Annotated in this window: 15 protein-coding genes, 1 tRNA gene, 3 rRNA genes, 1 other RNA gene and 1 other annotated feature; of the genes, 4 read left to right on the top strand and 16 right to left on the bottom strand. The window is 41.7% G+C overall.

The window, feature by feature from the left end:
* Positions 1 to 84 precede the first annotated feature (84 nt).
* Positions 85 to 349: signal recognition particle sRNA large type (gene ffs / locus A5N88_RS15860), an RNA gene on the bottom strand.
* 102 nt (positions 350 to 451) lie between these two features.
* Positions 452 to 949, bottom strand: a complete 498-nt coding sequence (gene tadA, locus A5N88_RS15855; protein ID WP_157090697.1) for a tRNA adenosine(34) deaminase TadA — start codon at positions 947 to 949, stop codon at positions 452 to 454.
* Between the two features lie 218 nt (positions 950 to 1,167).
* Between tadA and A5N88_RS15850 the strand changes: the two genes are divergently transcribed.
* From A5N88_RS15850 to A5N88_RS15840, 3 genes are all read left to right on the top strand, one after another.
* A complete protein-coding gene (locus A5N88_RS15850; protein WP_066267780.1) occupies positions 1,168 to 2,454 on the top strand; it encodes a glycosyl hydrolase family 18 protein in 1,287 nt (428 codons plus the stop codon).
* 170 nt (positions 2,455 to 2,624) lie between these two features.
* The gene (locus tag A5N88_RS15845) at positions 2,625 to 3,284 is read left to right on the top strand and encodes a deoxynucleoside kinase (protein ID WP_066267778.1); all 660 of its coding nucleotides are present in this window, start codon (positions 2,625 to 2,627) and stop codon (positions 3,282 to 3,284) included.
* Positions 3,262 to 3,930, top strand: a complete 669-nt coding sequence (locus A5N88_RS15840; protein ID WP_066267776.1) for a deoxynucleoside kinase — start codon at positions 3,262 to 3,264, stop codon at positions 3,928 to 3,930. The genes A5N88_RS15845 and A5N88_RS15840 overlap by 23 nt, the downstream gene beginning before the upstream one ends.
* Before the next feature lie 231 nt (positions 3,931 to 4,161).
* Here the strand turns inward: A5N88_RS15840 and A5N88_RS15835 are convergent.
* From A5N88_RS15835 to guaB, 6 genes are all read right to left on the bottom strand, one after another.
* Positions 4,162 to 4,254, bottom strand: a tRNA-Ser gene (locus A5N88_RS15835).
* 257 nt (positions 4,255 to 4,511) lie between these two features.
* Complete coding sequence (gene serS, locus A5N88_RS15830) at positions 4,512 to 5,792, bottom strand: serine--tRNA ligase (protein ID WP_066267774.1); 1,281 nt, start codon at positions 5,790 to 5,792, stop codon at positions 4,512 to 4,514.
* Positions 5,793 to 5,878: 86 nt separating this feature from the next.
* Positions 5,879 to 6,092: a binding site (T-box leader), on the bottom strand.
* 43 nt (positions 6,093 to 6,135) lie between these two features.
* Positions 6,136 to 6,729: a pyridoxal 5'-phosphate synthase glutaminase subunit PdxT gene (gene pdxT, locus A5N88_RS15825; protein WP_066267773.1), complete on the bottom strand. Its 594-nt coding sequence runs from the start codon at positions 6,727 to 6,729 to the stop codon at positions 6,136 to 6,138.
* A 12-nt stretch (positions 6,730 to 6,741) separates the two neighbouring features.
* Entirely contained in the window at positions 6,742 to 7,623 is an 882-nt protein-coding gene (gene pdxS / locus A5N88_RS15820; RefSeq protein WP_066267771.1) for a pyridoxal 5'-phosphate synthase lyase subunit PdxS, read from the bottom strand.
* A 135-nt stretch (positions 7,624 to 7,758) separates the two neighbouring features.
* A complete protein-coding gene (locus A5N88_RS15815; protein ID WP_083953320.1) occupies positions 7,759 to 9,042 on the bottom strand; it encodes a serine hydrolase in 1,284 nt (427 codons plus the stop codon).
* A gap of 372 nt (positions 9,043 to 9,414) precedes the next feature.
* Positions 9,415 to 10,881 (bottom strand): IMP dehydrogenase, encoded by a 1,467-nt coding sequence (gene guaB / locus A5N88_RS15810; protein WP_066267768.1) that lies wholly within the window; start codon positions 10,879 to 10,881, stop codon positions 9,415 to 9,417.
* Between the two features lie 107 nt (positions 10,882 to 10,988).
* Here guaB and A5N88_RS15805 point away from each other — a divergent pair, with 107 nt between their 5' ends.
* On the top strand, positions 10,989 to 11,948 hold the full coding sequence (locus A5N88_RS15805; protein ID WP_066267767.1) for a YaaC family protein: 960 nt from the start codon (positions 10,989 to 10,991) through the stop codon (positions 11,946 to 11,948).
* Positions 11,949 to 12,014: 66 nt separating this feature from the next.
* On the opposite strand, the gene rrf is transcribed toward A5N88_RS15805, so the two are convergent.
* The 8 genes from rrf to recF all read right to left on the bottom strand — a co-directional run bounded on the left by rrf (position 12,015) and on the right by recF (position 24,722).
* Positions 12,015 to 12,131, bottom strand: a 5S ribosomal RNA gene (gene rrf / locus A5N88_RS15800).
* Positions 12,132 to 12,199: 68 nt separating this feature from the next.
* A 23S ribosomal RNA gene (locus A5N88_RS15795) occupies positions 12,200 to 15,137 on the bottom strand.
* Positions 15,138 to 15,440: 303 nt separating this feature from the next.
* Positions 15,441 to 16,993: ribosomal RNA gene (locus tag A5N88_RS15790) — 16S ribosomal RNA — on the bottom strand.
* Together the 16S, 23S and 5S rRNA genes form the textbook arrangement of a ribosomal RNA operon.
* Before the next feature lie 269 nt (positions 16,994 to 17,262).
* Complete coding sequence (locus tag A5N88_RS15785) at positions 17,263 to 18,348, bottom strand: HD-GYP domain-containing protein (protein WP_198160301.1); 1,086 nt, start codon at positions 18,346 to 18,348, stop codon at positions 17,263 to 17,265.
* Between the two features lie 297 nt (positions 18,349 to 18,645).
* Positions 18,646 to 21,117 (bottom strand): DNA gyrase subunit A, encoded by a 2,472-nt coding sequence (gene gyrA, locus A5N88_RS15780; RefSeq protein ID WP_232317636.1) that lies wholly within the window; start codon positions 21,115 to 21,117, stop codon positions 18,646 to 18,648.
* A gap of 190 nt (positions 21,118 to 21,307) precedes the next feature.
* Positions 21,308 to 23,233: a DNA topoisomerase (ATP-hydrolyzing) subunit B gene (gene gyrB / locus A5N88_RS15775; protein ID WP_066270603.1), complete on the bottom strand. Its 1,926-nt coding sequence runs from the start codon at positions 23,231 to 23,233 to the stop codon at positions 21,308 to 21,310.
* A 107-nt stretch (positions 23,234 to 23,340) separates the two neighbouring features.
* Positions 23,341 to 23,595, bottom strand: a complete 255-nt coding sequence (remB, locus tag A5N88_RS15770; protein WP_066267762.1) for an extracellular matrix regulator RemB — start codon at positions 23,593 to 23,595, stop codon at positions 23,341 to 23,343.
* A gap of 8 nt (positions 23,596 to 23,603) precedes the next feature.
* A complete protein-coding gene (recF, locus tag A5N88_RS15765) occupies positions 23,604 to 24,722 on the bottom strand; it encodes a DNA replication/repair protein RecF (RefSeq protein WP_066267760.1) in 1,119 nt (372 codons plus the stop codon).
* Positions 24,723 to 24,767: the final 45 nt, after the last annotated feature.

Below are 24,767 nucleotides of genomic sequence, written 5' to 3'. Positions count from 1 at the left end.
TCCACAGGTTTAGCAATTTATAATTTCCTAAGCAATAAAAAAACTCATCCTGATGGATGAGTTTTTAATATGCAATATAAACTGCCGCGCACCTTCCCTCGACTAGTTCCCATAAGCGTTACTTAAGCAGTTAGCTCGGCTCAGGCTGCCCTGCGGCACATGGAAGCGTCCACTTAATGCTGCTTCCTTCCGGACCTGACATGGTTCATGGATTTCCATTGCGCAGGACCCAAGCGTCAACACCACTTACTTAAGGCAGGCCCTACAGGAGACTAGCCTCAAGAAGGAATTCAGTCTCGCTAGAGCGGGTTGCGAGTACAGGGCACCGCTACCTCCCCACCTAGCGCGGCAAAGTTGATACCATTTATTAATGCGTTATAACCAACGCAATACTTAGTATACTAGCCTATCAATAAAAATGCAACTGTTAGAATCTTACATGTCTAAAGACTCATATATTCTTATCTAAAACAGCTTTTCTTTCTTGTTTTTTTCTCACTCTTATTTCCTTGAAAAAGGCACTGAGCATATAACTGCATTCTCGCTCCAAGACTCCGCTTACTAATTCACATTGATGGTTAAATCGGCTATCCTGCAGCAAATTCATTAGGGTGCCCGCACAACCTGCTTTCGGATCCACAGCCCCGTACACCACTTTGTTTATTCGCGATAAAATAATTGCACCGCTGCACATAGGGCAAGGCTCTAATGTAACATAAAGAACAGCTTCTTCCAGGCGCCACGATCCGACACGCTGACATGCTTCTTGAATAGCAATCATTTCTGCATGGGTAACAGCATTTTGAGTGGTCTCCCGAAGATTATGCCCTCTACCTACAATTTCATCCTTCAATACCACAATTGCTCCGATTGGAACCTCATTCTTAGCTTTAGCCTTCTCTGCTTCTTTCATTGCCTCTCTCATAAAATGTTCATCAGAAAAGCTCACATTTATTGCCCCTTTACCTTCGTTTATGCGTTTTTACTTATACTTTTCGATCATTCCTCCAATCATATCATATTGCAGCCTTTTAAACATTTACATGAATACACCTAAAAAATCCCCTGACTTTTTCTCTCCATAGGATACAGGGAAAAATATAACATTTCTTTTGACATGTACTCATAAAATAGATTTTAAAAGTGCCTCTTGGGGAGGGAATGAGATTGCAAATACATGTTGTTGAAGCAGGCCAAACCATACAAAGTATTGCTCAGGAGTATAGGATTTCTGCCAGTGAAATAATAAAGGCAAATGATGTACCAAACCCAGACCATTTAGTGCCTGGTCAAACATTGGTGGTTCCTATCCTAGGAAGTTTTTATACAGTAAAAAAAGGGGATAGTTTGTGGGCTATCGCACATGAATTTTCCATTTCCATTGTAGAGCTTGCCCATATAAATCACATTACCGCTAATCAGCCTCTTTTTATAGGAATGCGTTTATATATACCCGAGCAGAAAAAAACAGATGCTGAGTTTAATGCTTATGCAGAATCATTTGGTGCTATGGTAACCCAAGCAATAGAAGACAGTGCAAGGAAGGCTGCTCCATATCTCACATACCTTTCCCCATTTGCTTTTAATGTAAGAAGAGATGGTACTTTGAAGCCTCCGCCTCTTGGCAACTTAAGAGAAATTGCAAGTGCAAATCAAAATATTTTAGTCATGGTCATTAACAATCAGGAAGAAAGCAAGTTTAGCGATGAGCTGGGGAAAATACTCCTGACAGATTCCGCTGTTCAGTCGAGATTTTTAAATAATATTGTAAATACGGCAAAACAATATGGTTTTAGAGATATTCATTTTGACTTTGAATACCTGCGCCCGCAGGATCGTGAAGCATATAATGCTTTTTTGAGAAAAGCCAGAGAAAGATTTAAACAAGAAGGCTGGTTTTTATCTACAGCACTCGCCCCAAAAACCAGTGCAAACCAAAAAGGAAAGTGGTACGAAGCACACGACTATAAAGCACACGGAGAAATTGTGGATTTTGTGGTGATTATGACTTACGAGTGGGGGTACAGTGGAGGGCCGCCAATGGCAGTCTCTCCAATCGGCCCGGTTAAGGATGTTTTAGATTTTGCCGTTTCAGTTATCCCTTCTAATAAAATATTAATGGGGCAAAATTTATACGGTTATGACTGGACTCTTCCGTTTACCCCTGGAAAGGATACTGCGAAGGCAATCAGCCCTCAAGCGGCCATCCAGCTTGCTGAACAGTACAATGTTCCTATTAAGTATGATGATAAATCCGAAGCCCCTTATATTGATTATGTAGACAAAGATAACAAAAAACACAAAGTTTGGTTTGAGGATGCGAGATCTATCCAAGCGAAATTTGAATTGTTAAAAAAATTAAAACTTAAAGGAATGAGCTACTGGAAGCTGGGACTCTCCTTCCCACAAAATTGGCTTTTAATCACTGAAAACTTCCATGTTATAAAAAAATAACCTTGCGCTTGCAGATACCCAATCCAGGGTATCTTTTTTTTGCTTCCTTTGGACGCTTCTAAATCATACCAAGTATTTATTGTCTATTCCTCATCCCGCTATGTATGCTAAAATATCAATTGTCATGTTTTTATACAGTTTTAAGAAGCACAACCTTAGGAGGACAATTCATGGAGATTTTACCGTTTATTACGGTTGAAGGTCCGATAGGTATTGGAAAAACCTCTCTTGCAAAAGCCATCGCTAATCACTTTCATTATCATTTATTAAAGGAAATCGTTGACGAAAACCCTTTTCTAGGGAAATTCTACGAGAATATAGATGAGTGGAGCTTTCAAACAGAGATGTTTTTTCTCTGCAATCGATATAAACAGCTTGAAGACATAGAGAAACATTATCTTCAAAAGACCAAACCCGTTGTGGCCGATTATCATATCTTTAAAAATCTTATTTTTGCCAAACGAACGCTGCAAGAAAAAGAATATCAGAAATATTTAAAAATTTATAATATCCTCACCTCTGATGTCCCTCACCCTAACATTGTCATTTATCTATCAGCTAGTCTCGAGACTGTAATGAAAAGAATTGAAATGCGAGGAAGAGACATTGAACGAAATATTAGCGAGGACTATCTCGGAAGGCTTTCCAAGGATTACGAGGAATTTATGACCAGCTTTGAAGACACTCACCCCCATGTGCCCGTCTTGCGTTTTAACGGAGACCAACTAGATTTTGTAAAAAATAAAGCTGATCTTGAATTTATATTAGAAGCTTTGTCTTCAACCATAACAGAAGGAGTACAGTATCATGGAACTTCGCAAAAAATATAATATTCCAAACAACGCTGTCATCACCATTGCGGGAACAGTAGGTGTTGGAAAATCCACGATGACCAAAACACTGGCAGAGGCTTTAGGATTCAGAACATCTTTTGAAAAAGTCGACAGCAATCCTTATCTAGATAAATTCTACCAGGATTTCAATCGTTGGAGCTTTCATTTGCAGATTTATTTTCTAGCTGAACGTTTCAAAGAACAGAAAAGAATCTTTGAGTATGGCGGCGGTTTTATCCAGGATCGTTCCATTTATGAAGATACCGGCATTTTTGCCAGAATGCATTTTGAAAAAGGAACCATGTCAAAGGTTGATTACGAAACATACAAAAATCTGTTTGATGCCATGGTGATGACACCTTACTTCCCTCATCCCAACCTGTTAATCTACTTGGAAGGTTCAATCGATGAAGTTATCGAAAGAATTCAAAGAAGGGGAAGACCCATGGAACAAAGTACTCCAGTTGAATACTGGATTGAGATGCACAAGCGTTACGAGGATTGGATTAATTCTTTCAATGCATGCCCAGTACTCAGGTTGAATATAAATGAATACGACCTAGTAAGTGATCAGGCATCCATTGATCCTATCGTTGAAAAAATTGGTTTCTTTATTAAACAAACACAATTATTAAAAGGGTAAGTCTCCCGGCTGTATGGCCGGTTTTTTTATTTCTCTCAGCATTCTTGCAATAAAAATTTTTCACTTTTCCTATAGCTTTGTTAAAGGCTACGTTTTTCACATAAAAAAACCGCCGGCTTTAAAGCCAGCGGTTAAACAGTATGCACTCTTATAGTCATTATAGCACAAAAATTCGTCACAAGTAGCAACGAATTTTAAAATCTCCAAACTATGCGCGTTAATATAATTCAATGGCGGAGGAAGAGGGATTCGAACCCCCGCGCGGTGTAACCCGCCTGTCGGTTTTCAAGACCGATCCCTTCAGCCGGACTTGGGTATTCCTCCGTATCGACGAATATAAATATATCACATATATTTCAATGAGTCAACGCATTAAATGAAAAAAATTCATTTAAAAACTCTGTTAAATTTCTTCGTTAAAAACTGCTCGTTTTTTAGCTGAATTGAAAGGCGTTTGTAATGACTATTTAAATCAAATCTATGTTCTGATAGCCGCCATGTGATTAAATAACCTTTTTACTCTTTGAAAAATCAAAGCTTCCCTCCAGACAAATCTGGAAGGAAGCCCTTTATCCCAAAAACTATTCTGGTTTAATAACTTCCTTATTTCTCATATAAGGACGGAGTGCCTTTGGAATAATGACACTTCCATCTTCCTGCTGGTAGTTTTCCAGGATGGCTGCGACCGTTCTTCCAATGGCAAGGCCTGAACCATTTAAAGTATGAACATGTTCTGGTTTAGCATTTGGTTCACGGCGGAAACGTATATTGGCCCTGCGAGCTTGAAAGGCTTCAAAGTTACTGCAAGAAGAGATTTCACGATAGCTGTTGTAGCTTGGAATCCAAACCTCAATATCGTACTTCTTTGCAGCAGTAAAGCCAAGATCGGCAGTACACATGCTTAGCACCCGATAAGGAAGCTCTAAAAGCTGCAGCACCTTTTCTGCATGCCCAGTGAGCTTTTCAAGTTCACCATAAGAATCCTCCGGCTTTACAAACTTAACTAACTCTACTTTATTAAATTGGTGCTGGCGGATTAAGCCTCTTGTATCACGCCCGGCAGATCCTGCCTCGGAACGGAAGCACGCACTATAGGCTGCATAGCTGATTGGCAGCTTATCCCCGTTTAAAATTTCATCGCGGTGATAGTTCGTAACAGGCACTTCCGCTGTAGGAATAAGGAAATAATCTTCACTTTCGATTAAAAAAGCATCTTCTTCAAACTTTGGCAGCTGCCCTGTCCCGGTCATGCTTGTTCTATTTACCATATAGGGAGGAAGAATTTCCTTGTACCCATGATCCTCTACATGCAGATCAAGCATAAAGTTTATCAATGCTCTCTCAAGACGGGCACCCAGTCCTTTATAAAATACAAAACGGCTGCCAGTAACCTTTGCGGCTCTCTCAAAGTCTAAAATTTCAAGATTCGTTGCAATATCCCAATGTGGTTTTGGTTCAAATTCAAATTCACGAACATCTCCCCACTTGCGGATTTCTTTATTATCGTCCTCACTAGTACCTACAGGAACACTCTCATGAGGAATATTTGGAATGGAAAGGAGTAAATGCTCCAATGCTCCTTCTACTTCGCGCAGCTCATCATCCAGCTGCTTAACTTTGTCTCCAACTTCGCGCATTTCAGTAATTAAGTGATCTGCATTTTGTTTTTCCCTCTTCATTTGAGCAATTTGTTGAGACACTTCATTGCGCTTGCTTTTCAACTGCTCTGTTTCCACAATTAATTCACGTCTTCTTGAATCAAGCTCTTCAAACTTTTCAAAGTCAGCAAGATCCTCTCCTCTATTTTGCAGCTTTTGCTTCACTTCTTCAAAGTTTGCTCTTAAAAATTTAATATCCAGCATTGTTTTGCTCCTCCTTTAGATTTACACATATTAATACTTTTCGTGTGATGGTAACCGATAGGAAAATAAAAAACTCCCGTCCCTAAAACAGGGACGAGAGTTACCCGCGTTGCCACCCAGATTGAAGGCTTTAATAAACCTTCCTCTTAATTAGATAACGGTTTTTAACCGAAGATACCTACTAATGCTTTCAGTACCTCACTCAAGGATGGATTCACAAGATCTCTTCATCGATTTCCACCAGCCATCGACTCTCTATAGAAGGAAATACTTGTTACTGCTTCCTCTCATTGATTTAACAGATTTTAACTCATAATTTACTATATAATTTACCTGAAAGCAACTATTTATTCAATACCTTTTCTTTGGTCTCTTGAACCATTTTTAAAAAGTATTCCGTCATTCTGTTGTCTTCCGTTAATTCAGGATGGAATGAACATCCCAGAAACTGACCTTCCCGTGCAGCCACAATCCTGCCATCATGCTTAGCTAAAATTTCAACATTTTCACCGGCAGACACAATATGCGGTGCCCTTATGAAGACTGCCGGGAATTCTTCACCCACTTCTGCAATCGAAAGCTCAGCTTCAAAACTCTCACGCTGTCTTCCAAAAGAGTTCCTTTGTACTGTAACATCCATTACTCCTAGGTGAGGCTGGTCATATCCCTCTAACTTTTTAGCTAATAAAATAAGGCCTGCACAGGTACCAAACATTGGTTTCCCAGACTTAGCGAAGCTTTTTAGCTCGTCCATCAGATCATAACGGTCAATTAAACGGCGCATAGTCGTACTTTCACCGCCAGGAAGAATTAAACCGTCAACGTTCTCCAATTCTTCTTTTTTCTTAATAACAATAGCTTGAGCTCCGCACTGTTCAATTGCCTTCACATGCTCTCTCACAGCGCCCTGCAAGCCTAAAACACCTAATTTCAACATAATAGTTCCACCTTATCTTGAACGGTTTTGCATGAATTGTTCCGGAGTTAATGTAGACATTTCAATACCAGCCATTGCTGTGCCTAAATCCTTTGAAAGGTGAGCAATCAATTCATAATCCTGGTAATGAGTTGTTGCTTCTACGATGGCCTTAGCATACTTTTCAGGGCTGCCTGATTTAAAGATACCAGAACCAACAAACACACCGTCAGCACCTAGTGCCATCATAAGAGCTGCATCTGCAGGAGTAGCTACTCCGCCTGCAGCAAAGTTTACTACCGGCAAACGGCCGAGTCTTTTAATTTCAAGTAAAATTTCGTATGGTGCGCCTAAAAGCTTAGCTTCTGTCATTAATTCATCTTCATTCATTGCTACGACCTTACGAACCTGTGCATTTACTTTGCGCATATGGCGAACAGCCTCTACAATGTTTCCTGTCCCAGGCTCTCCCTTTGTACGAAGCATGGAAGCACCCTCACCAATACGGCGTGCAGCTTCTCCAAGATCACGGCAGCCGCATACAAAAGGAACAGTGTAATCCTTTTTATTTAAATGAAATTCATCATCTGCTGGAGTCAAAACTTCACTTTCATCGATATAGTCAACACCCATCGCTTCAAGAACACGTGCTTCAACAATATGGCCAATACGAGCTTTAGCCATAACAGGGATACTTACAGCATTTAGTACTTCTTCGACAATTCTCGGATCCGCCATACGGGCAACCCCGCCAGCTTTACGGATATCAGATGGTACCCTTTCAAGAGCCATTACAGCAACTGCGCCAGCCTCTTCAGCAATTTTAGCTTGTTCAGCATTTATTACGTCCATAATAACGCCGCCTTTTTGCATTTCTGCCATGCCGCGTTTAACTCGATCTGTTCCTTGTCTCATTGTGCATTCCCCTTTGGTAGATTTTTTTTTTGAATTGTTAGGGTTTATAACTTTCTTCTTTTTAATAAACATGAAAAAGGATACCTTGTCAAGTCAGGTATCCTTTTTTATGTTGGTATTATTTAGTATAAGTCTTTAGAACCAGCCTTTTACGGTTTTTGCAGCGCCGTGAAATAGATTGGAGAAAAAGCCTCCAACGCCTCTCATAGATAACACAAACCAGTTTGCCTTATCCACGCTCTTGGACGTAACAATATCTGCTTTGGCATTGTTGGTTCCATATAAGTACCCATAATTCTGGCCGCCGGTATAATTTGCAATAAGACTTCCGACAACTTCACCTTTTTTCACAGGTGCAGATAGTCTTCCTGACTTGTCCAGCTTTGAATTATCGAATTGAAATACTGGTTTATATAGATTGTCTTCACCATTTTTCACAGCAACCGTCAAGGGAGCATTGGTGTTAATAGATACTTGCTTGTCCTTACCATTTACAACTGGCAACGAAGAATGATTTTTAACTGTATAATTTGCAGGATATAACTGCTTTTCTGAGAAATTATTAAAAGCATAATCCATCAGCTTGCTTGTTTCACTAAAACGCGCTTTATAACCGCCCTGTCCACTAGCATCTGTAGCATGCATCACAACCGTTATAACACGCATACCGTTTCTCTGAGCCGTTCCTGTAAAGCAATACCCAGCATAATCAGTTGTTCCCGTTTTTAATCCATCTACACCCTGTTTTCCGAATATTAAAGATGGTAGCATCCAGTTCCAGTTCTCCATCGTTACAGTCTTGTTAGGATCTGATTGGAAGTTAAGCTTTGGTATGCTTGCCGTTTGTAAAATTTCAGGATAGTCCTTAAGCAGGCGGTACGCTAATTTAGCTACAGACCTTGCAGACATCTGGTTTTCGTCGTTAGGTCCTCCTATCTTAGGATACATACCTTTTAAGTCGCTGTTATTCAATCCTGTCGAATTAACAAACTTATAATCAGTTAACCCTAATTCTTTTGCTTTATCATTCATCATTTTAATAAAATTGGTTTCAGATCCTGCAAGTGTTTCAGCAATGGCTATATTCGCAGCATCTGCTGAGTAAATAGCAACTGCCTGATACAACTGGCGAATCGTATATTGGCCGTCTCTTCTTAGCGGTACGTTTGAAAGACTTTTATCCTGGGATACCTTATAAACATAGTCATCAACAGAGTATTTTTGATCCCAGCTTACTTTTCCCTTATGAATGGCTTCCAAGAGCAAATATTCCGTCATCATTTTTGTCATGGATGCAATTCCTAAAGGTGTATCTATGTTTTTTCCATATAGGATTTGTCCTGTTTTTGCGTCGACTAAAATGGCTGCTTTGGCGTAAACATTCAACGGATCTTCACTTGCATGAGATTTCTCAGGCATTTGAAAGAGTCCAATCAGTAACAAAAATGCCAAAATCCCAGCACTGTACCTTTTAAACCACTTCTTTTTCAATGTAAACCCTCCATCACTTTATGTATGCACTTTCGTTATTTTATCATAGTTACTAATTGAATAGTAGACGGAGAATGTTTCTGAAAGATGACAAAAAAATGACAGGAACATCTCGACATAAGACAATGTTCCTGCCATTCAGTTAAATCCAGTATAGATTTACATTGATTTCCTGTTTTTTTATAAGCCTGTTAAAATTCTAGCGGTGAAAACTGCTCGTTTTTCGACTTTACGAAAGCAGTTATTTCCCGTTTGTCAGTTTAGTTAAAAGGAGAAATGAGCTGACATTTTACAAGGCTATCAAGAAAGTGAATAGTTTGGTGCTTCTTTCGTAATTTGAATATCATGCGGGTGGCTTTCTCGAAGTCCTGCTCCCGTCATGCGAATAAATTGTGCTGATTCTCGTAATGATTCTAAATTTGGTGAACCGCAATAGCCCATTCCAGAACGAATGCCGCCTATCAGCTGATATAATACATCACTAAGTGTTCCTTTGTATGGTACTCTTCCTTCTATGCCTTCAGGTACAAATTTCTTAGCGTCCTCTTGGAAATAACGGTCTTTTGAACCATGTTCCATGGAGGTAACTGAACCCATTCCACGGTAAACCTTAAATTGTCTGCCCTGGAATATTTCCGTTTCACCAGGGCTTTCCGCTGTACCAGCTAAAAGGCCTCCGAGCATAACTGCATGGCCTCCGGCAGCCAGTGCCTTCACGATATCGCCGGAATACTTAATTCCTCCATCTGCAATGATTGCCTTCCCATGCTTCCTTGCCTCTGTCGCGCAATCATAAACAGCCGTTATTTGAGGTACTCCTACACCAGCTACCACTCGGGTAGTACAAATTGAACCAGGTCCAATTCCCACTTTTACTACATCAGCACCCGCCTCTATTAATGCCTTTGTAGCCTCAGCCGTTGCGACATTTCCAGCGATAATGTTTAAATCAGGGTAATGTGTGCGGATTTCTTTTATTGTGTTTAAAACTCCTTGTGAGTGGCCGTGGGCTGTATCAATGACAATAGCATCTACATTGGCTTTCACAAGCATTTCTACGCGCTTTAATGTATCTTTTGTGACACCAACACCTGCGCCTACTAATAATCTGCCTTGGCTGTCTTTTGCCGCATTTGGAAACTCGATGACTTTTTCTATATCCTTAATCGTAATCAAGCCCTTTAGCACATTGTTCTCATCTACTAGAGGCAGCTTTTCAATTTTATATTTTTGAAGTATTTTTTCTGCTTCTTTTAAAGTGGTTCCAACAGGTGCCGTGATTAAGTGCTCTTTTGTCATAACATCTGAAATCGGAATAGAGAAATCTTGAATAAATCTCAGGTCACGATTTGTAATAATGCCAATTAACTTTTGTTCCTGCTCATTGTTAACTATTGGAACACCGGAAATACGGTATTTGCCCATTAAATGCTCTGCAGCAAATACCTGGTTTTCTGGGGTAAGAAAAAATGGATCTGTAATAACTCCACTTTCAGATCTTTTTACCTTATCAACTTGTTCAGCCTGCTGTTCAATGCTCATATTTTTATGAATAATGCCCAGCCCGCCTTGCCTTGCAATTGCAATAGCCATTTCTGCTTCTGTTACAGTGTCCATACCTGCACTAAGAATCGGTATATTTAAAGTAAGTGAATCTGTTAGTGAAACCTTAATATTAACATCCTTTGGCAAAATGTCAGATTGTGCCGGAATTAAAAGCACATCATCAAAAGTTAAACCTTCTTTAGCAAATTTAGTTTCCCACATTTTTTCTCCCCCTACCCGAAAATATTATTAGTAGGTTAACAATTGGTTAAAATACTGTCAAGACATCTTTTAAATATCATATTTTTCAAATAATTCAGGAGGTGATAATGTTGAATGAAATACATATATGGGAAAGGCTAAATTACTACCAATCGGCTACTACCTCCCAAAAATATCTTAAAAAAAATTACAAATGTAATTCAGGAATAAACGCTGATCAAAAAGGCTATGAAAACGCTTTAACCTTTATGTATTATTTAGAACACGGTGAGCTGTATTATAAACAGGCAGAAGCAGCACCCCTTGCTTTAAAGCCGGTATTATTATTTTATGGTCTTGTACACTTAATTAAAGCCTGTATATTAGCTGTAGATCCAGAATATCCTGCTTCTACTTCCGTGCTTGCTCACGGTGTTACCACTCGTAAACGCAAAAAACAGCAGTATCGGTTTCTTGAAGATGAGGTGAGAATTCAGAAGTCCGGTCTTTGTACACACTTTGCAGATATGCTGTTCCACGTGAAACAGCTTGAAGGCACCAAAGCATCTATGAATGAGCTTTTGCTGCAAATTCCAGAACTTGATGATTTATTTATTTTTCATTCTAAGGCGAATATGTATGCCATTCCTAAAATGGATAACCGCTATTGCATTCCTCTCTCAATACTTGATGAGTATCAAATGACGCAGCAGAGATTTGAGTATTTCTTAAAAGAGAAGTCTACTGTTGACCTAAATTGGGAAACACATAATAATAACTTTTTAATGTTTTCTATTTCACCTGAAGAAAAACTCACCCTGCCCTTTCATTTTCATGTTTATAAAGAGTTATATACTTTGCCAAAAGGAAAGCATAGGATGCTGCTGATGCCCGAGCTTATTGTTCATTATCTGTTGCTTTACAATTTGAGTATGATCGCACGTTATGAGACAGAGTGGTGGTGTGAGCTATTAAAAACCAGTCCCAATAGTGATTATCCTTTTATAAAAACTTTTTTAGAAATAACCGCTACAAAGGGACCTTATTTAGCATGGGGATTTTTAGAAGAAAAGCGTTTGAAGTCATAATGTAATGATGCTTAAAATATTGAGATACAAAAACACCACAGAATTTCATCTGTGGTGTTTAAAAGTGCCCGGCAATGTCCTACTCTCACAGGGGGACAGCCCCCAACTACCATCGGCGCTGAGAAGCTTAACTTCCGTGTTCGGGATGGGAACGGGTGTGACCTTCTCGCCATAATTACCGGACTATGAAACTGTTGAGGTATTGTTCCCTCAAAACTAGATAAAGAAGTAAGTAAAACGTTGAATCGTTATTGGTTAAGTCCTCGATCGATTAGTATTCGTCAGCTCCATGTGTCGCCACACTTCCACCTCGAACCTATCAACCTGATCATCTTTCAGGGATCTTACTAGCTTGCGCTATGGGAAATCTCATCTTGAGGGGGGCTTCATGCTTAGATGCTTTCAGCACTTATCCCTTCCGCACATAGCTACCCAGCGATGCCTTTGGCAAGACAACTGGTACACCAGCGGTGCGTCCATCCCGGTCCTCTCGTACTAAGGACAGCTCCTCTCAAATTTCCTACGCCCACGACGGATAGGGACCGAACTGTCTCACGACGTTCTGAACCCAGCTCGCGTACCGCTTTAATGGGCGAACAGCCCAACCCTTGGGACCGACTACAGCCCCAGGATGCGATGAGCCGACATCGAGGTGCCAAACCTCCCCGTCGATGTGGACTCTTGGGGGAGATAAGCCTGTTATCCCCGGGGTAGCTTTTATCCGTTGAGCGATGGCCCTTCCATGCGGAACCACCGGATCACTAAGCCCGACTTTCGTCCCTGCTCGACTTGTAGGTCTCGCAGTCAAGCTCCCTTGTGCCTTTACACTCTGCGAATGATTTCCAACCATTCTGAGGGAACCTTTGGGCGCCTCCGTTACTCTTTAGGAGGCGACCGCCCCAGTCAAACTGCCTGCCTGACACTGTCTCCCACCCCGATCAGGGGTGCGGGTTAGAATTTCAATACAACCAGGGTAGTATCCCACCGACGCCTCCACCGAAGCTGGCGCTCCGGCTTCAAAGGCTCCTACCTATCCTGTACAAGTTGTACCAAAATTCAATATCAAGCTGCAGTAAAGCTCCACGGGGTCTTTCCGTCCTGTCGCGGGTAACCTGCATCTTCACAGGTACTATAATTTCACCGAGTCTCTCGTTGAGACAGTGCCCAGATCGTTACGCCTTTCGTGCGGGTCAGAACTTACCTGACAAGGAATTTCGCTACCTTAGGACCGTTATAGTTACGGCCGCCGTTTACTGGGGCTTCAGTTCAGAGCTTCGCTTGCGCTAACCCCTCTCCTTAACCTTCCAGCACCGGGCAGGCGTCAGCCCCTATACTTCGCCTTGCGGCTTCGCAGAGACCTGTGTTTTTGCTAAACAGTCGCCTGGGCCTATTCACTGCGGCTCTCTCGGGCTTGCACCCTACCAGAGCACCCCTTCTCCCGAAGTTACGGGGTCATTTTGCCGAGTTCCTTAACGAGAGTTCTCTCGCTCACCTTAGGATTCTCTCCTCGCCTACCTGTGTCGGTTTGCGGTACGGGCACCTTTTTCCTCGCTAGAGGCTTTTCTTGGCAGTGTGGAATCAGGAACTTCGGTACTATATTTCCCTCGCCATCACAGCTCCGCTTTAATGATAAGGATTTGCCTCATCATCAGCCTAACTGCTTGGACACGGCAATCCAGCGCCGTGCTTACCCTATCCTCCTGCGTCCCCCCATCACTCAAACGGAAAAGAGGTGGTACAGGAATATCAACCTGTTGTCCATCGCCTACGCCTTTCGGCCTCGGCTTAGGTCCCGACTAACCCTGAGCGGACGAGCCTTCCTCAGGAAACCTTAGGCATTCGGTGGAAGGGATTCTCACCCTTCTTTCGCTACTCATACCGGCATTCTCACTTCTAAGCGCTCCACCAGTCCTTACGGTCTAGCTTCAACGCCCTTAGAACGCTCTCCTACCACTGACACCTACGGTGTCAATCCACAGCTTCGGTGATACGTTTAGCCCCGGTACATTTTCGGCGCAGAGTCACTCGACCAGTGAGCTATTACGCACTCTTTAAATGGTGGCTGCTTCTAAGCCAACATCCTGGTTGTCTAAGCAACTCCACATCCTTTTCCACTTAACGTATACTTTGGGACCTTAGCTGGTGGTCTGGGCTGTTTCCCTTTTGACCATGGATCTTATCACTCACAGTCTGACTCCCAAGAATAAGTATTTGGCATTCGGAGTTTGTCTGAATTCGGTAACCCGATGAGGGCCCCTAGTCCAAACAGTGCTCTACCTCCAATACTCTTCTCTTGAGGCTAGCCCTAAAGCTATTTCGGAGAGAACCAGCTATCTCCAGGTTCGATTGGAATTTCTCCGCTACCCACACCTCATCCCCGCACTTTTCAACGTGCGTGGGTTCGGGCCTCCAGTAAGTGTTACCTTACCTTCACCCTGGACATGGGTAGATCACCTGGTTTCGGGTCTACGACCTCATACTCATTCGCCCTATTCAGACTCGCTTTCGCTGCGGCTCCGCCTTATCAGCTTAACCTTGCATGAAATCGTAACTCGCCGGTTCATTCTACAAAAGGCACGCCATTACCCTGCATAAATGCATAGGGCTTTGACTACTTGTAGGCACACGGTTTCAGGATCTCTTTCACTCCCCTTCCGGGGTGCTTTTCACCTTTCCCTCACGGTACTGGTTCACTATCGGTCACTAGGGAGTATTTAGCCTTGGGAGATGGTCCTCCCAGCTTCCGACGGGATTTCACGTGTCCCGCCGTACTCAGGATACACTCAAGAGGGAACGAAGTTTCAACTACAGGGTTGTTACCTTCTTTGACGGGCCTTTCCAGACCTCTTCATTTACCTCGTTCCTTTGTAACTCCGTATAGAGTGTCCTACAACCCCAAGAGGCAAGCCTCTTGGTTTGGGCTAATTCCGTTTCGCTCGCCGCTACTCAGGAAATCGCAATTGCTTTCTCTTCCTCCGGGTACTTAGATGTTTCAGTTCCCCGGGTCTGCCTTCAGTACCCTATGTATTCAGGTAAAGATACTACCCCATTACGGGCAGTGGGTTTCCCCATTCGGAAATCTCCGGATCAAAGCTTACTTACAGCTCCCCGAAGCATATCGGTGTTAGTACCGTCCTTCATCGGCTCCTAGTGCCAAGGCATCCACCGTGCGCCCTTACTAACTTAACCTATAAAAGGTTTTTACTACTAAAATGGAAAAAATCCATAAAGTGGCGATTCTCGGTTATTTGCTTGGTTATTCTCAATATCTAGTTTTCAAGGAACAATACTCAAACGAATGATCAACTTCGAATCTCTTCGTCAGCTTCACTCACTCTCATCCTCACGTATTGTCATACGTTCCGGTGATCGCTCGTTCGCTTCCTCGACCTTCTTGCTGCTGATTCGTTTGATGGTTTTGAGAGATAGTTCCCTCAAAACTAAACAAAAACAGAAACGTCTTTTTATGAAGCGAAGCTTCATTTTCCTTAGAAAGGAGGTGATCCAGCCGCACCTTCCGATACGGCTACCTTGTTACGACTTCACCCCAATCATCTGTCCCACCTTCGGCGGCTGGCTCCAAAAGGTTACCTCACCGACTTCGGGTGTTACAAACTCTCGTGGTGTGACGGGCGGTGTGTACAAGGCCCGGGAACGTATTCACCGCGGCATGCTGATCCGCGATTACTAGCGATTCCGGCTTCATGTAGGCGAGTTGCAGCCTACAATCCGAACTGAGAATGGTTTTATGGGATTGGCTAAACCTCGCGGTCTTGCAGCCCTTTGTACCATCCATTGTAGCACGTGTGTAGCCCAGGTCATAAGGGGCATGATGATTTGACGTCATCCCCACCTTCCTCCGGTTTGTCACCGGCAGTCACCCTAGAGTGCCCAACTGAATGCTGGCAACTAAGGTCAAGGGTTGCGCTCGTTGCGGGACTTAACCCAACATCTCACGACACGAGCTGACGACAACCATGCACCACCTGTCACTCTGTCCCCCGAAGGGGAAAGCCCTATCTCTAGGGTTGTCAGAGGATGTCAAGACCTGGTAAGGTTCTTCGCGTTGCTTCGAATTAAACCACATGCTCCACCGCTTGTGCGGGCCCCCGTCAATTCCTTTGAGTTTCAGCCTTGCGGCCGTACTCCCCAGGCGGAGTGCTTAATGCGTTAGCTGCAGCACTAAAGGGCGGAAACCCTCTAACACTTAGCACTCATCGTTTACGGCGTGGACTACCAGGGTATCTAATCCTGTTCGCTCCCCACGCTTTCGCGCCTCAGCGTCAGTTACAGACCAGAGAGTCGCCTTCGCCACTGGTGTTCCTCCACATATCTACGCATTTCACCGCTACACGTGGAATTCCACTCTCCTCTTCTGCACTCAAGTCTCCCAGTTTCCAATGACCCTCCACGGTTGAGCCGTGGGCTTTCACATCAGACTTAAGAAACCGCCTGCGCGCGCTTTACGCCCAATAATTCCGGACAACGCTTGCCACCTACGTATTACCGCGGCTGCTGGCACGTAGTTAGCCGTGGCTTTCTGGTTAGGTACCGTCAAGGTACCGCCCTATTCGAACGGTACTTGTTCTTCCCTAACAACAGAGTTTTACGATCCGAAAACCTTCATCACTCACGCGGCGTTGCTCCGTCAGACTTTCGTCCATTGCGGAAGATTCCCTACTGCTGCCTCCCGTAGGAGTCTGGGCCGTGTCTCAGTCCCAGTGTGGCCGATCACCCTCTCAGGTCGGCTACGCATCGTTGCCTTGGTGAGCCGTTACCTCACCAACTAGCTAATGCGCCGCGGGTCCATCTGTAAGTGATAGCCGAAGCCATCTTTCAATATTCCTCCATGCGGAGGAAGAAGTTATCCGGTATTAGCCCCGGTTTCCCGGAGTTATCCCAGTCTTACAGGCAGGTTACCCACGTGTTACTCACCCGTCCGCCGCTAACCAAAAGGGAGCAAGCTCCCAATTGATTCGCTCGACTTGCATGTATTAGGCACGCCGCCAGCGTTCGTCCTGAGCCAGGATCAAACTCTCCAAAAAAGAGTTGATTTAGCTCTTAAAGTTGTTGTCTATATAAGACAAAGAATTAACGTTGACGTTTCTGTTTCGTTCAGTTTTCAAAGATCAATTCATCTTAACGACTTATATATAATATCAAACTATTTTATATAAGTCAACAAGTTTTTTCCTTTGTTATCAATATTAACTCCTTAAAGTCAACGGAATTTATTATATCAAGTGATAAAGCCAAAATCAATAGATTTCCAAAAAAAATAGGACCTATTTCTAATTTAGGTCCCTTAATGGCTTTAGTCCATTATCTCTGATATATATATACTTCTATTTTTCTCTAAGTCTATAATTTCATTTGTTAAAATCACCTTTATTAATGGGCGTGTTAAAGCTGATGGTTTTTTAAATAAGAGCTCTCCCGTTTTCCCATTTGACAATTTTACCTTCGTTCCAATGGGAAGATCAGCAATTAATGAAAACAGCGCATTGATTACACCCATATCAAATTGCCCAAAATGATCCACTCTGATAACTTCAAGCGCTTGAAATGGAGACCTTTTTTTTCTGTAGGGCCTATCCGTTGTCAGCGCATGATAAACATCTGAAATGGCAATAATCATTGCATTTGTATGTATTCTTTTTCCTTTTTCTCCAAGGGGATATCCGCTCCCGTCAAGCCTTTCATGATGCTGGAAGACTCCGAGCTTTCCCTCCGCTTTCAAAAGGGGAGAATTCTGCACCATTTTTAAACTGCTTATCGGATGATTTCTAATCTCTTTCAGTTCTTCTTCTGTTAAATCAGCCGTTTTGTTAATAAGTCTTGGAGAAATCCTTGCCATACCCGCATTAGCAACACAGCCTGCCAGGGCAGACTGAAGGTACTGCCCTTTTGTATATCCCATTTTTTTAGCAAGCATCCCACTTAAAACACCTACAGAAATGGCATGATGATAAATATATTCTTGTTTAGTAGAAAATGAATGAAGGTTCCGAAGAACGGAATCATCCTTTTCCAGAAATTCGATGATTGGGTATAAATATTCTCTTATACTCTCGACTTTTAGAGGGGCACCTGATTGCCATTGAATAAAATGGTTTTTATATTGTCTTATAGCATAATCATATAAATCACTAAATACATGATTATAAGAATGATTAAAAGGCTCCGCCTGCAGGTCTAGCCCTTTCTCATTACTATCTGCCGGATTAAGAGATGCAGTACTAAGTTCAATATCAATTGTTTGAATTTTAAATTCCTTTAAAACGTTAATGTGTTCATGCGTTAGGACAGTCCCTTTTTTAACAATAGGATACTGAGTCCTTCCCATAATATCTTCTAAAACAATCGTACCTTCACTCACCTGATCCACCTGTTTTTTCACATTTTCACCCCATATATAGATTAAGTGCAGGAACATTTATGCAGCTTAGGCAGGCTAACTCTTGAAAATTTTTAATTTTCAAGTGATATGGAAACCTTCATTTCACCATCCCAGACAAAAACATGAAATATGTAGTATCAACAAAAATGAATAAAAAAACCGTTTTCTATAATCGTTTTCTATAATAAATCCGCTAGTCGATAGGCGCTCGACCTAGACATAATTAGATTGGCTAAAAATATTTAATAACCTTTTTATACTTATATCTTAAAAAAAGAGGCATCCATTGGATGCCTCTTATTCTTCCTCCCCAGAGTCTTCCTCAGTCACTGCATTACTTTCTATAGAATCCTCTCGGCTATCGGATTCTTCTGGCTCTTCGCTGGTTTCTTCTTCTTTTTCAACCTTAGCTACTGTGGCAACAAAAGCTTCATCACTTAATCGGATTAGCTTTACGCCCTGTGTATTCCGGCCCAATTGAGAAATATCTGTCACAGCCATACGGATAAGAATTCCATCGGCTGTTATTAACATAATATCTTCGTCGCCGGTTACGGTTTTTACTGAAATGAGAGTTCCGTTTTTCTCCGTGATATTACATGTTTTTATTCCTTTACCGCCACGGCTTTGAATACGATACTCAGCAGCAGGAGTGCGTTTTCCATAGCCGTTCATGGTAACAATTAAAACATCATGGTGGTCTTCGAGAATTTCCATTCCTACCACTTCATCATTTTCACTTAAGGTAATCCCTTTAACCCCTGTTGCTGTACGTCCCATAGATCGTACGTCTGTTTCAGGGAAACGGATTAACATACCTTGTTTTGTTCCAATAATAATTTCTTTATGGCCATCTGTGAGCCTCACAGAAATCAGTTCGTCTTCATCCCTCAAAGATATGGAAATCAAGCCATTGGTTCGAATGTTGGCAAACTCCGTTAAAGGAGTCCGTTTCGACACGCCTCTTTTTGTTGTAAAGAAAAGGAACCAGTTCTCAAGAAATTCCTCAACAGGAATAATAGCGTTAACCCATTCATCTTTATCAATTCCTAAAAGATTGATAATCGGAATCCCTTTCGCCGTCCTGCTGTACTCTGGAATTTCATAGCCTTTTGATTTGTATACTTTTCCTTTATTTGTAAAAAATAGAATCGTATCGTGTGTTGATGTAGTCAGCAATTGCTCAACAAAGTCATCTTCATTTGTACCCATTCCCTGAACACCGCGTCCGCCTCGCTTCTGGCTGCGGTAGGTGGAGATAGGCAAACGTTTAATATAGCCATTGTGAGTCAAGGAAACAACAATATTTTCACGAGGAATCAGATCTTCATCTTCAATTTGTTCAATCCCGCCAGCTACGATTTCCGTGCGTCTTCCGTCGTTAAACCGCTCTTTAATTTCAAGCAGTTCCTCGCGGATGATGTCCAGAATCTTATCTTCATCTGCAAGGATTGCTTTTAGCTCAGCAATCAATTGAACCAGAGCCTGATATTCTTCTTCAATCTTTTCCCGCTCTAATCCTGTTAAACGCTGCAGACGCATATCCAGAATAGCCTGTGCCTGCTTCTCTGATAATGCAAATTGCTCCATCAAACCGGTACGTGCGATATCTGTGGTTTGGGATGATCGAATCAAGTGAATAATTTCATCAATATGGTCTAAGGCAATGCGCAGACCTTCTAAAATGTGTGCACGCGCTTCTGCCTTTCTCAGTTCAAACTCAGTTCTTCTGCGTATAATAACCTTTTGATGTTCAAGGTAATAATATAAGCATTGTTTTAGGTTTAGGACCTTAGGCTGTCCATCTACAAGCGATAAAAGATTAATTCCAAAGCTTGTTTGCAAGGCTGTATGTTTATACAGATTGTTTAAAATGACATTGGCATTTGCATCTCTTCTAACCTCAATGACAACGCGCATTCCCCGACGGTCTGACTCATCGCGAAGATCTGTAATTCCTTCAATTTTCTTTTCATTCACAAGTTCTGCAATTCGCTCGATAAGCTTAGCCTTATTTACCTGATAAGGAATTTCGTGAACGAGAATGGTTTCTTTTCCATTAGGCTTCTGCTCAATTTCAACACGCGCTCTTTGAATAATGGAACCTCTGCCTGTTTCATAAGCACGCCTTATACCGCTCCTGCCTACAATTAAACCGGCAGTTGGAAAATCAGGACCTGGTATGTATTCCATTAATTCTTGAATCGTAATGTCAGGATCTTTGGATAAAGCAAGAATTCCATCAATGACTTCGCCTAAATGATGAGGAGGAATATTCGTTGCCATCCCAACAGCAATACCAGATGAACCATTTACTAGAAGATTTGGGAATCTAGAAGGCAGAACAACCGGCTCTCTTTCAGAACCATCATAGTTGTCCTGATAATCAATGGTGTCCTTGTTAATATCGCGCAAAAGCTCCATCGAAATTTTAGACATACGCGCTTCTGTATAACGCATAGCCGCAGCAGAGTCTCCATCAACCGAACCAAAGTTTCCGTGTCCATCTACCAGCATGTAGCGATAGCTAAAATCCTGAGCCATCCTAACCATGGTATCGTAAACAGCAGAATCACCGTGGGGGTGGTACTTACCGATAACTTCCCCTACGATACGGGCTGATTTCTTATATGCCTTATCTGAGGTCATCCCGAGATCGTTCATTGCATACAAAATACGTCTGTGGACAGGTTTCAAACCATCCCTTACATCCGGCAGGGCCCTCGATACAATGACGCTCATTGCATAATCGAGGAAGGAAGTGCGCATTTCATGGCTTATATTAATTTCTTTTACATTAGAATTAGGTGTTTCAGACAATCAGGTAACCTCCTTTTCAAAAAAACAAAATAACCCCATATATTTGGACAGAATCCTATTGGAGTATACTCCAATAGGATCCGTATATTTATCTTGTCATTCCGGGTTTAACAGTAAGGCCCGTTCATTACACAGGTCCTTATATATCTAAATTCTTAACATAAAGGGCATTCTCTTCAATGAATAGACGGCGTGGTTCCACCTTATCCCCCATTAAAATTTCAAACGTTTCATCTGCTTCAATGGCATCTTCCAAATTAACCTGAAGAAGTGTTCGGTTTTCAGGATCCATTGTCGTCTCCCAAAGCTGTTCAGGGTTCATCTCACCAAGACCTTTATACCGCTGAATTCCCGGCTTAGGCTGTTGCGGCATATCCTTCAAGGCAGCTTCCAGTTCTTTATCACTGTACGCGTATTCCACACGTTTCCCTTGCTGAATTTTATATAAAGGAGGCTGTGCTATATAGACATAGCCGGCTTCAATAATCGGTCTCATATAACGATAAAAGAACGTTAGCAGGAGTGTGCGGATATGTGCTCCATCGACATCCGCATCTGTCATAATGACAATTTTATGGTACCGGGTTTTGGAAATATCGAATTCTTCTCCAATTCCTGTACCAAGAGCCGTTATAATGGTTCGAATTTCCATATTTGATAAAATTTTATCCAAACGGGCCTTTTCTACGTTGATAATTTTACCTTTTAGAGGCAAAATCGCCTGGAAATGGCGGTCCCGGCCTTGCTTGGCAGAACCTCCCGCTGAGTCACCCTCAACAACATACAATTCACTGATGAAAGGATCGCGTGAAGAACAATCCGCAAGCTTACCTGGCAAGCTTGAAATCTCCAAGGCACTTTTCCTTCGAGTTAGTTCTCTTGCTTTTTTAGCGGCCAGTCTAGCACGGGCAGCCATTAATCCTTTTTCAACAATTTTTTTGGCAACCTGTGGATTTTCCAGCATGAATTTCTCAAAATGCTCTGAGAAAACAGCATCAGTAATCGTTCTTGCTTCTGAGTTCCCAAGCTTGGTCTTTGTTTGCCCTTCAAATTGTGGTTCAGGATGTTTGATGGAAACAATGGCTGTTAATCCTTCACGCACATCTTCACCTGATAAGTTAGCATCATTCTCTTTAATAATGTTGTTTTTTCTTGCGTAGTCATTAATAACCCTTGTAAGGGCAGTTTTAAATCCAAATTCGTGCGTGCCGCCTTCATACGTGTGGATATTATTTGCAAATGAGTATAGACTGCTTGCATATCCATCATTGTATTGAAGGGATATTTCAACAGAGATTCCATCTTTTTCACCTTCTACATAGATAGGCTCTTCATGGACCACTTCTTTCGTACGGTTTAAATGCTCCACATATGATTTAATCCCGCCTTCATAGTGGTATTCATTTTTTTTAGGAGTCTCTTCCCGTTTATCCTCAATCGTAATTTTGATTCCTCTATTAAGGAATGCCAATTCTCTAATCCTGGTTGCTAAAATGTCATACTCATAAACGGTGGTTTCTGTAAATATTTCAGGATCAGGTTTGAAATGGATAGTTGTCCCTGTTCGATCTGTTTCGCCAATTACCTTCAAATCAAAACAAGGAACACCGCGTTCATATTTTTGATAGTGGATTTTGCCATAAAGATGGACATATACTTCCAATTCTGTGGATAGGGCATTAACAACAGACGCACCTACACCATGCAATCCACCTGATACCTTATATCCTCCGCCGCCAAACTTACCACCGGCATGAAGCACAGTAAGGATGACCTCAACCGCTGGACGTCCCATTTTTTCTTGAATACCGACGGGAATTCCCCGGCCGTTATCCTTGACGGTAATGCTATTATCTTTTTCTATTGATACATTGATTTCATCACAGTAACCAGCCAATGCTTCATCAATACTGTTGTCAACAATTTCCCATACGAGGTGATGCAGTCCTTTTGAGCTTGTGGACCCAATATACATTCCCGGACGTTTACGTACAGCTTCAAGTCCCTCAAGTACTTGGATCTGACTCTCGTCATATGCTTGGCCTTGTGCTTGTTCTTGTTCCATCGGCACTCATAACCACCTACACTTTCAAAATGATAATGTTTTATTCAAAAATAAATGCTAATCTCAACAGAAACTAGCTACTTAGCTTTTAAAAAATGAGATATAAATCATGTATATAAATCAGGCTGATGTTCAGTCATTGAACGCTTGTTAAGCGTAATAGAGGCGAGTGGTGAGAGATAAATGCGATGATCCGTTATAACAAGAGATTTGAAATCACCTTTGGCAAGATTTATGATTTTTTTGTCTTTAGAATTTAAAAATCCATCCATAATTGCTGATACCTGGATAGATTTTTTGTCCAAAATGGCAACTATTTCATCCGTACGAACCATTACATCTTCCCCTAAATGAATATACATCCCATTCCTCATTTCCTCTGCAGCATATGACCTGCTTCAACAGAATAAGTCGAAGCTTCCTTTAAGGTTTGATGGTCTATGCCGTCTATACTGGTTGTTGTAACAAACGTTTGAACTTTTCCCTGTATTGTATTTAATAAATGAGATTGCCTGTAATCATCCAATTCCGAGAGTACATCGTCAAGAAGAAGGATGGGATATTCCCCAATTTCAGAATGGATTAATTCGATTTCGGCAAGTTTAACGGACAGGGCAGTTGTCCTTTGCTGGCCCTGCGATCCAAAAGTATGAATATCACGATCATTAACAAGAAATTGCAGGTCATCCCGATGAGGACCTACTAACGTAACACCGCGCTCTATTTCTCTTTTTTTTATTAGGGCGAATTTCTCTTCAAATCTATTTATCATCGTTGACCAATCAAGCTCATCTGATACATCAAGCGACGGTTTATAGACAATTTTTAAGGTTTCAAGACCTCTTGAGATTCCTGTATGAATCGGTTTTGCCCATTCTTCCAGCATTTTAATAAATTCGAACCTCTTTTGGATGATTTTCACAGATACCTGTGTGAATTGTTCTGTTAAAACCTCCAGCATGGTTTGATCCGCGGCCTTCCGAAGCTGCAGCTGCTTTAAATAATGATTTCTTTGCTGCAATATTTTTTGATACTGGCCAATATCATATAAATAAACAGGGGATACCTGGCCTATTTCCATATCAATAAACCGTCTCCTGACCTGCGGACTTCCTTTTACAAGATGAAGATCCTCCGGAGCGAACATGACAACGTTCATATTTCCAACATATTGGCTTAATTTCCGCTGCTCAATATGATTAAATTTTGCCTTCTTCCCTTTTTTGGATATCACGAGCTCCATAGGAACAGAACTATTGTATTTTTGTATCCTTCCTTTTATTTTAGCATATTCTTCATCCCAACGGATTAAATCTTTATCGTTAGACGTTCGATGGGATTTTGCCATTGCTAAAACAAAGATGGATTCCATCACATTTGTTTTACCCTGAGCATTTTCTCCAAGTATAACATTCACTTTATTTTCAAAGGTCATGTTCAAGCTATCATAATTGCGATAATTTCTAAGTTCTAATTCTGTAATATACATTTGGGACACCCTTTATATTTAATGCCATAGAGGAGATAGGAGTCT

The organism is Heyndrickxia acidicola (genome assembly GCF_001636425.1).
Taxonomy (GTDB): Bacteria; Bacillota; Bacilli; order Bacillales; family Bacillaceae_C; genus Bacillus_AE; species Bacillus_AE acidicola.
This window is presented reverse-complemented; position numbering and strand designations above follow the sequence as displayed.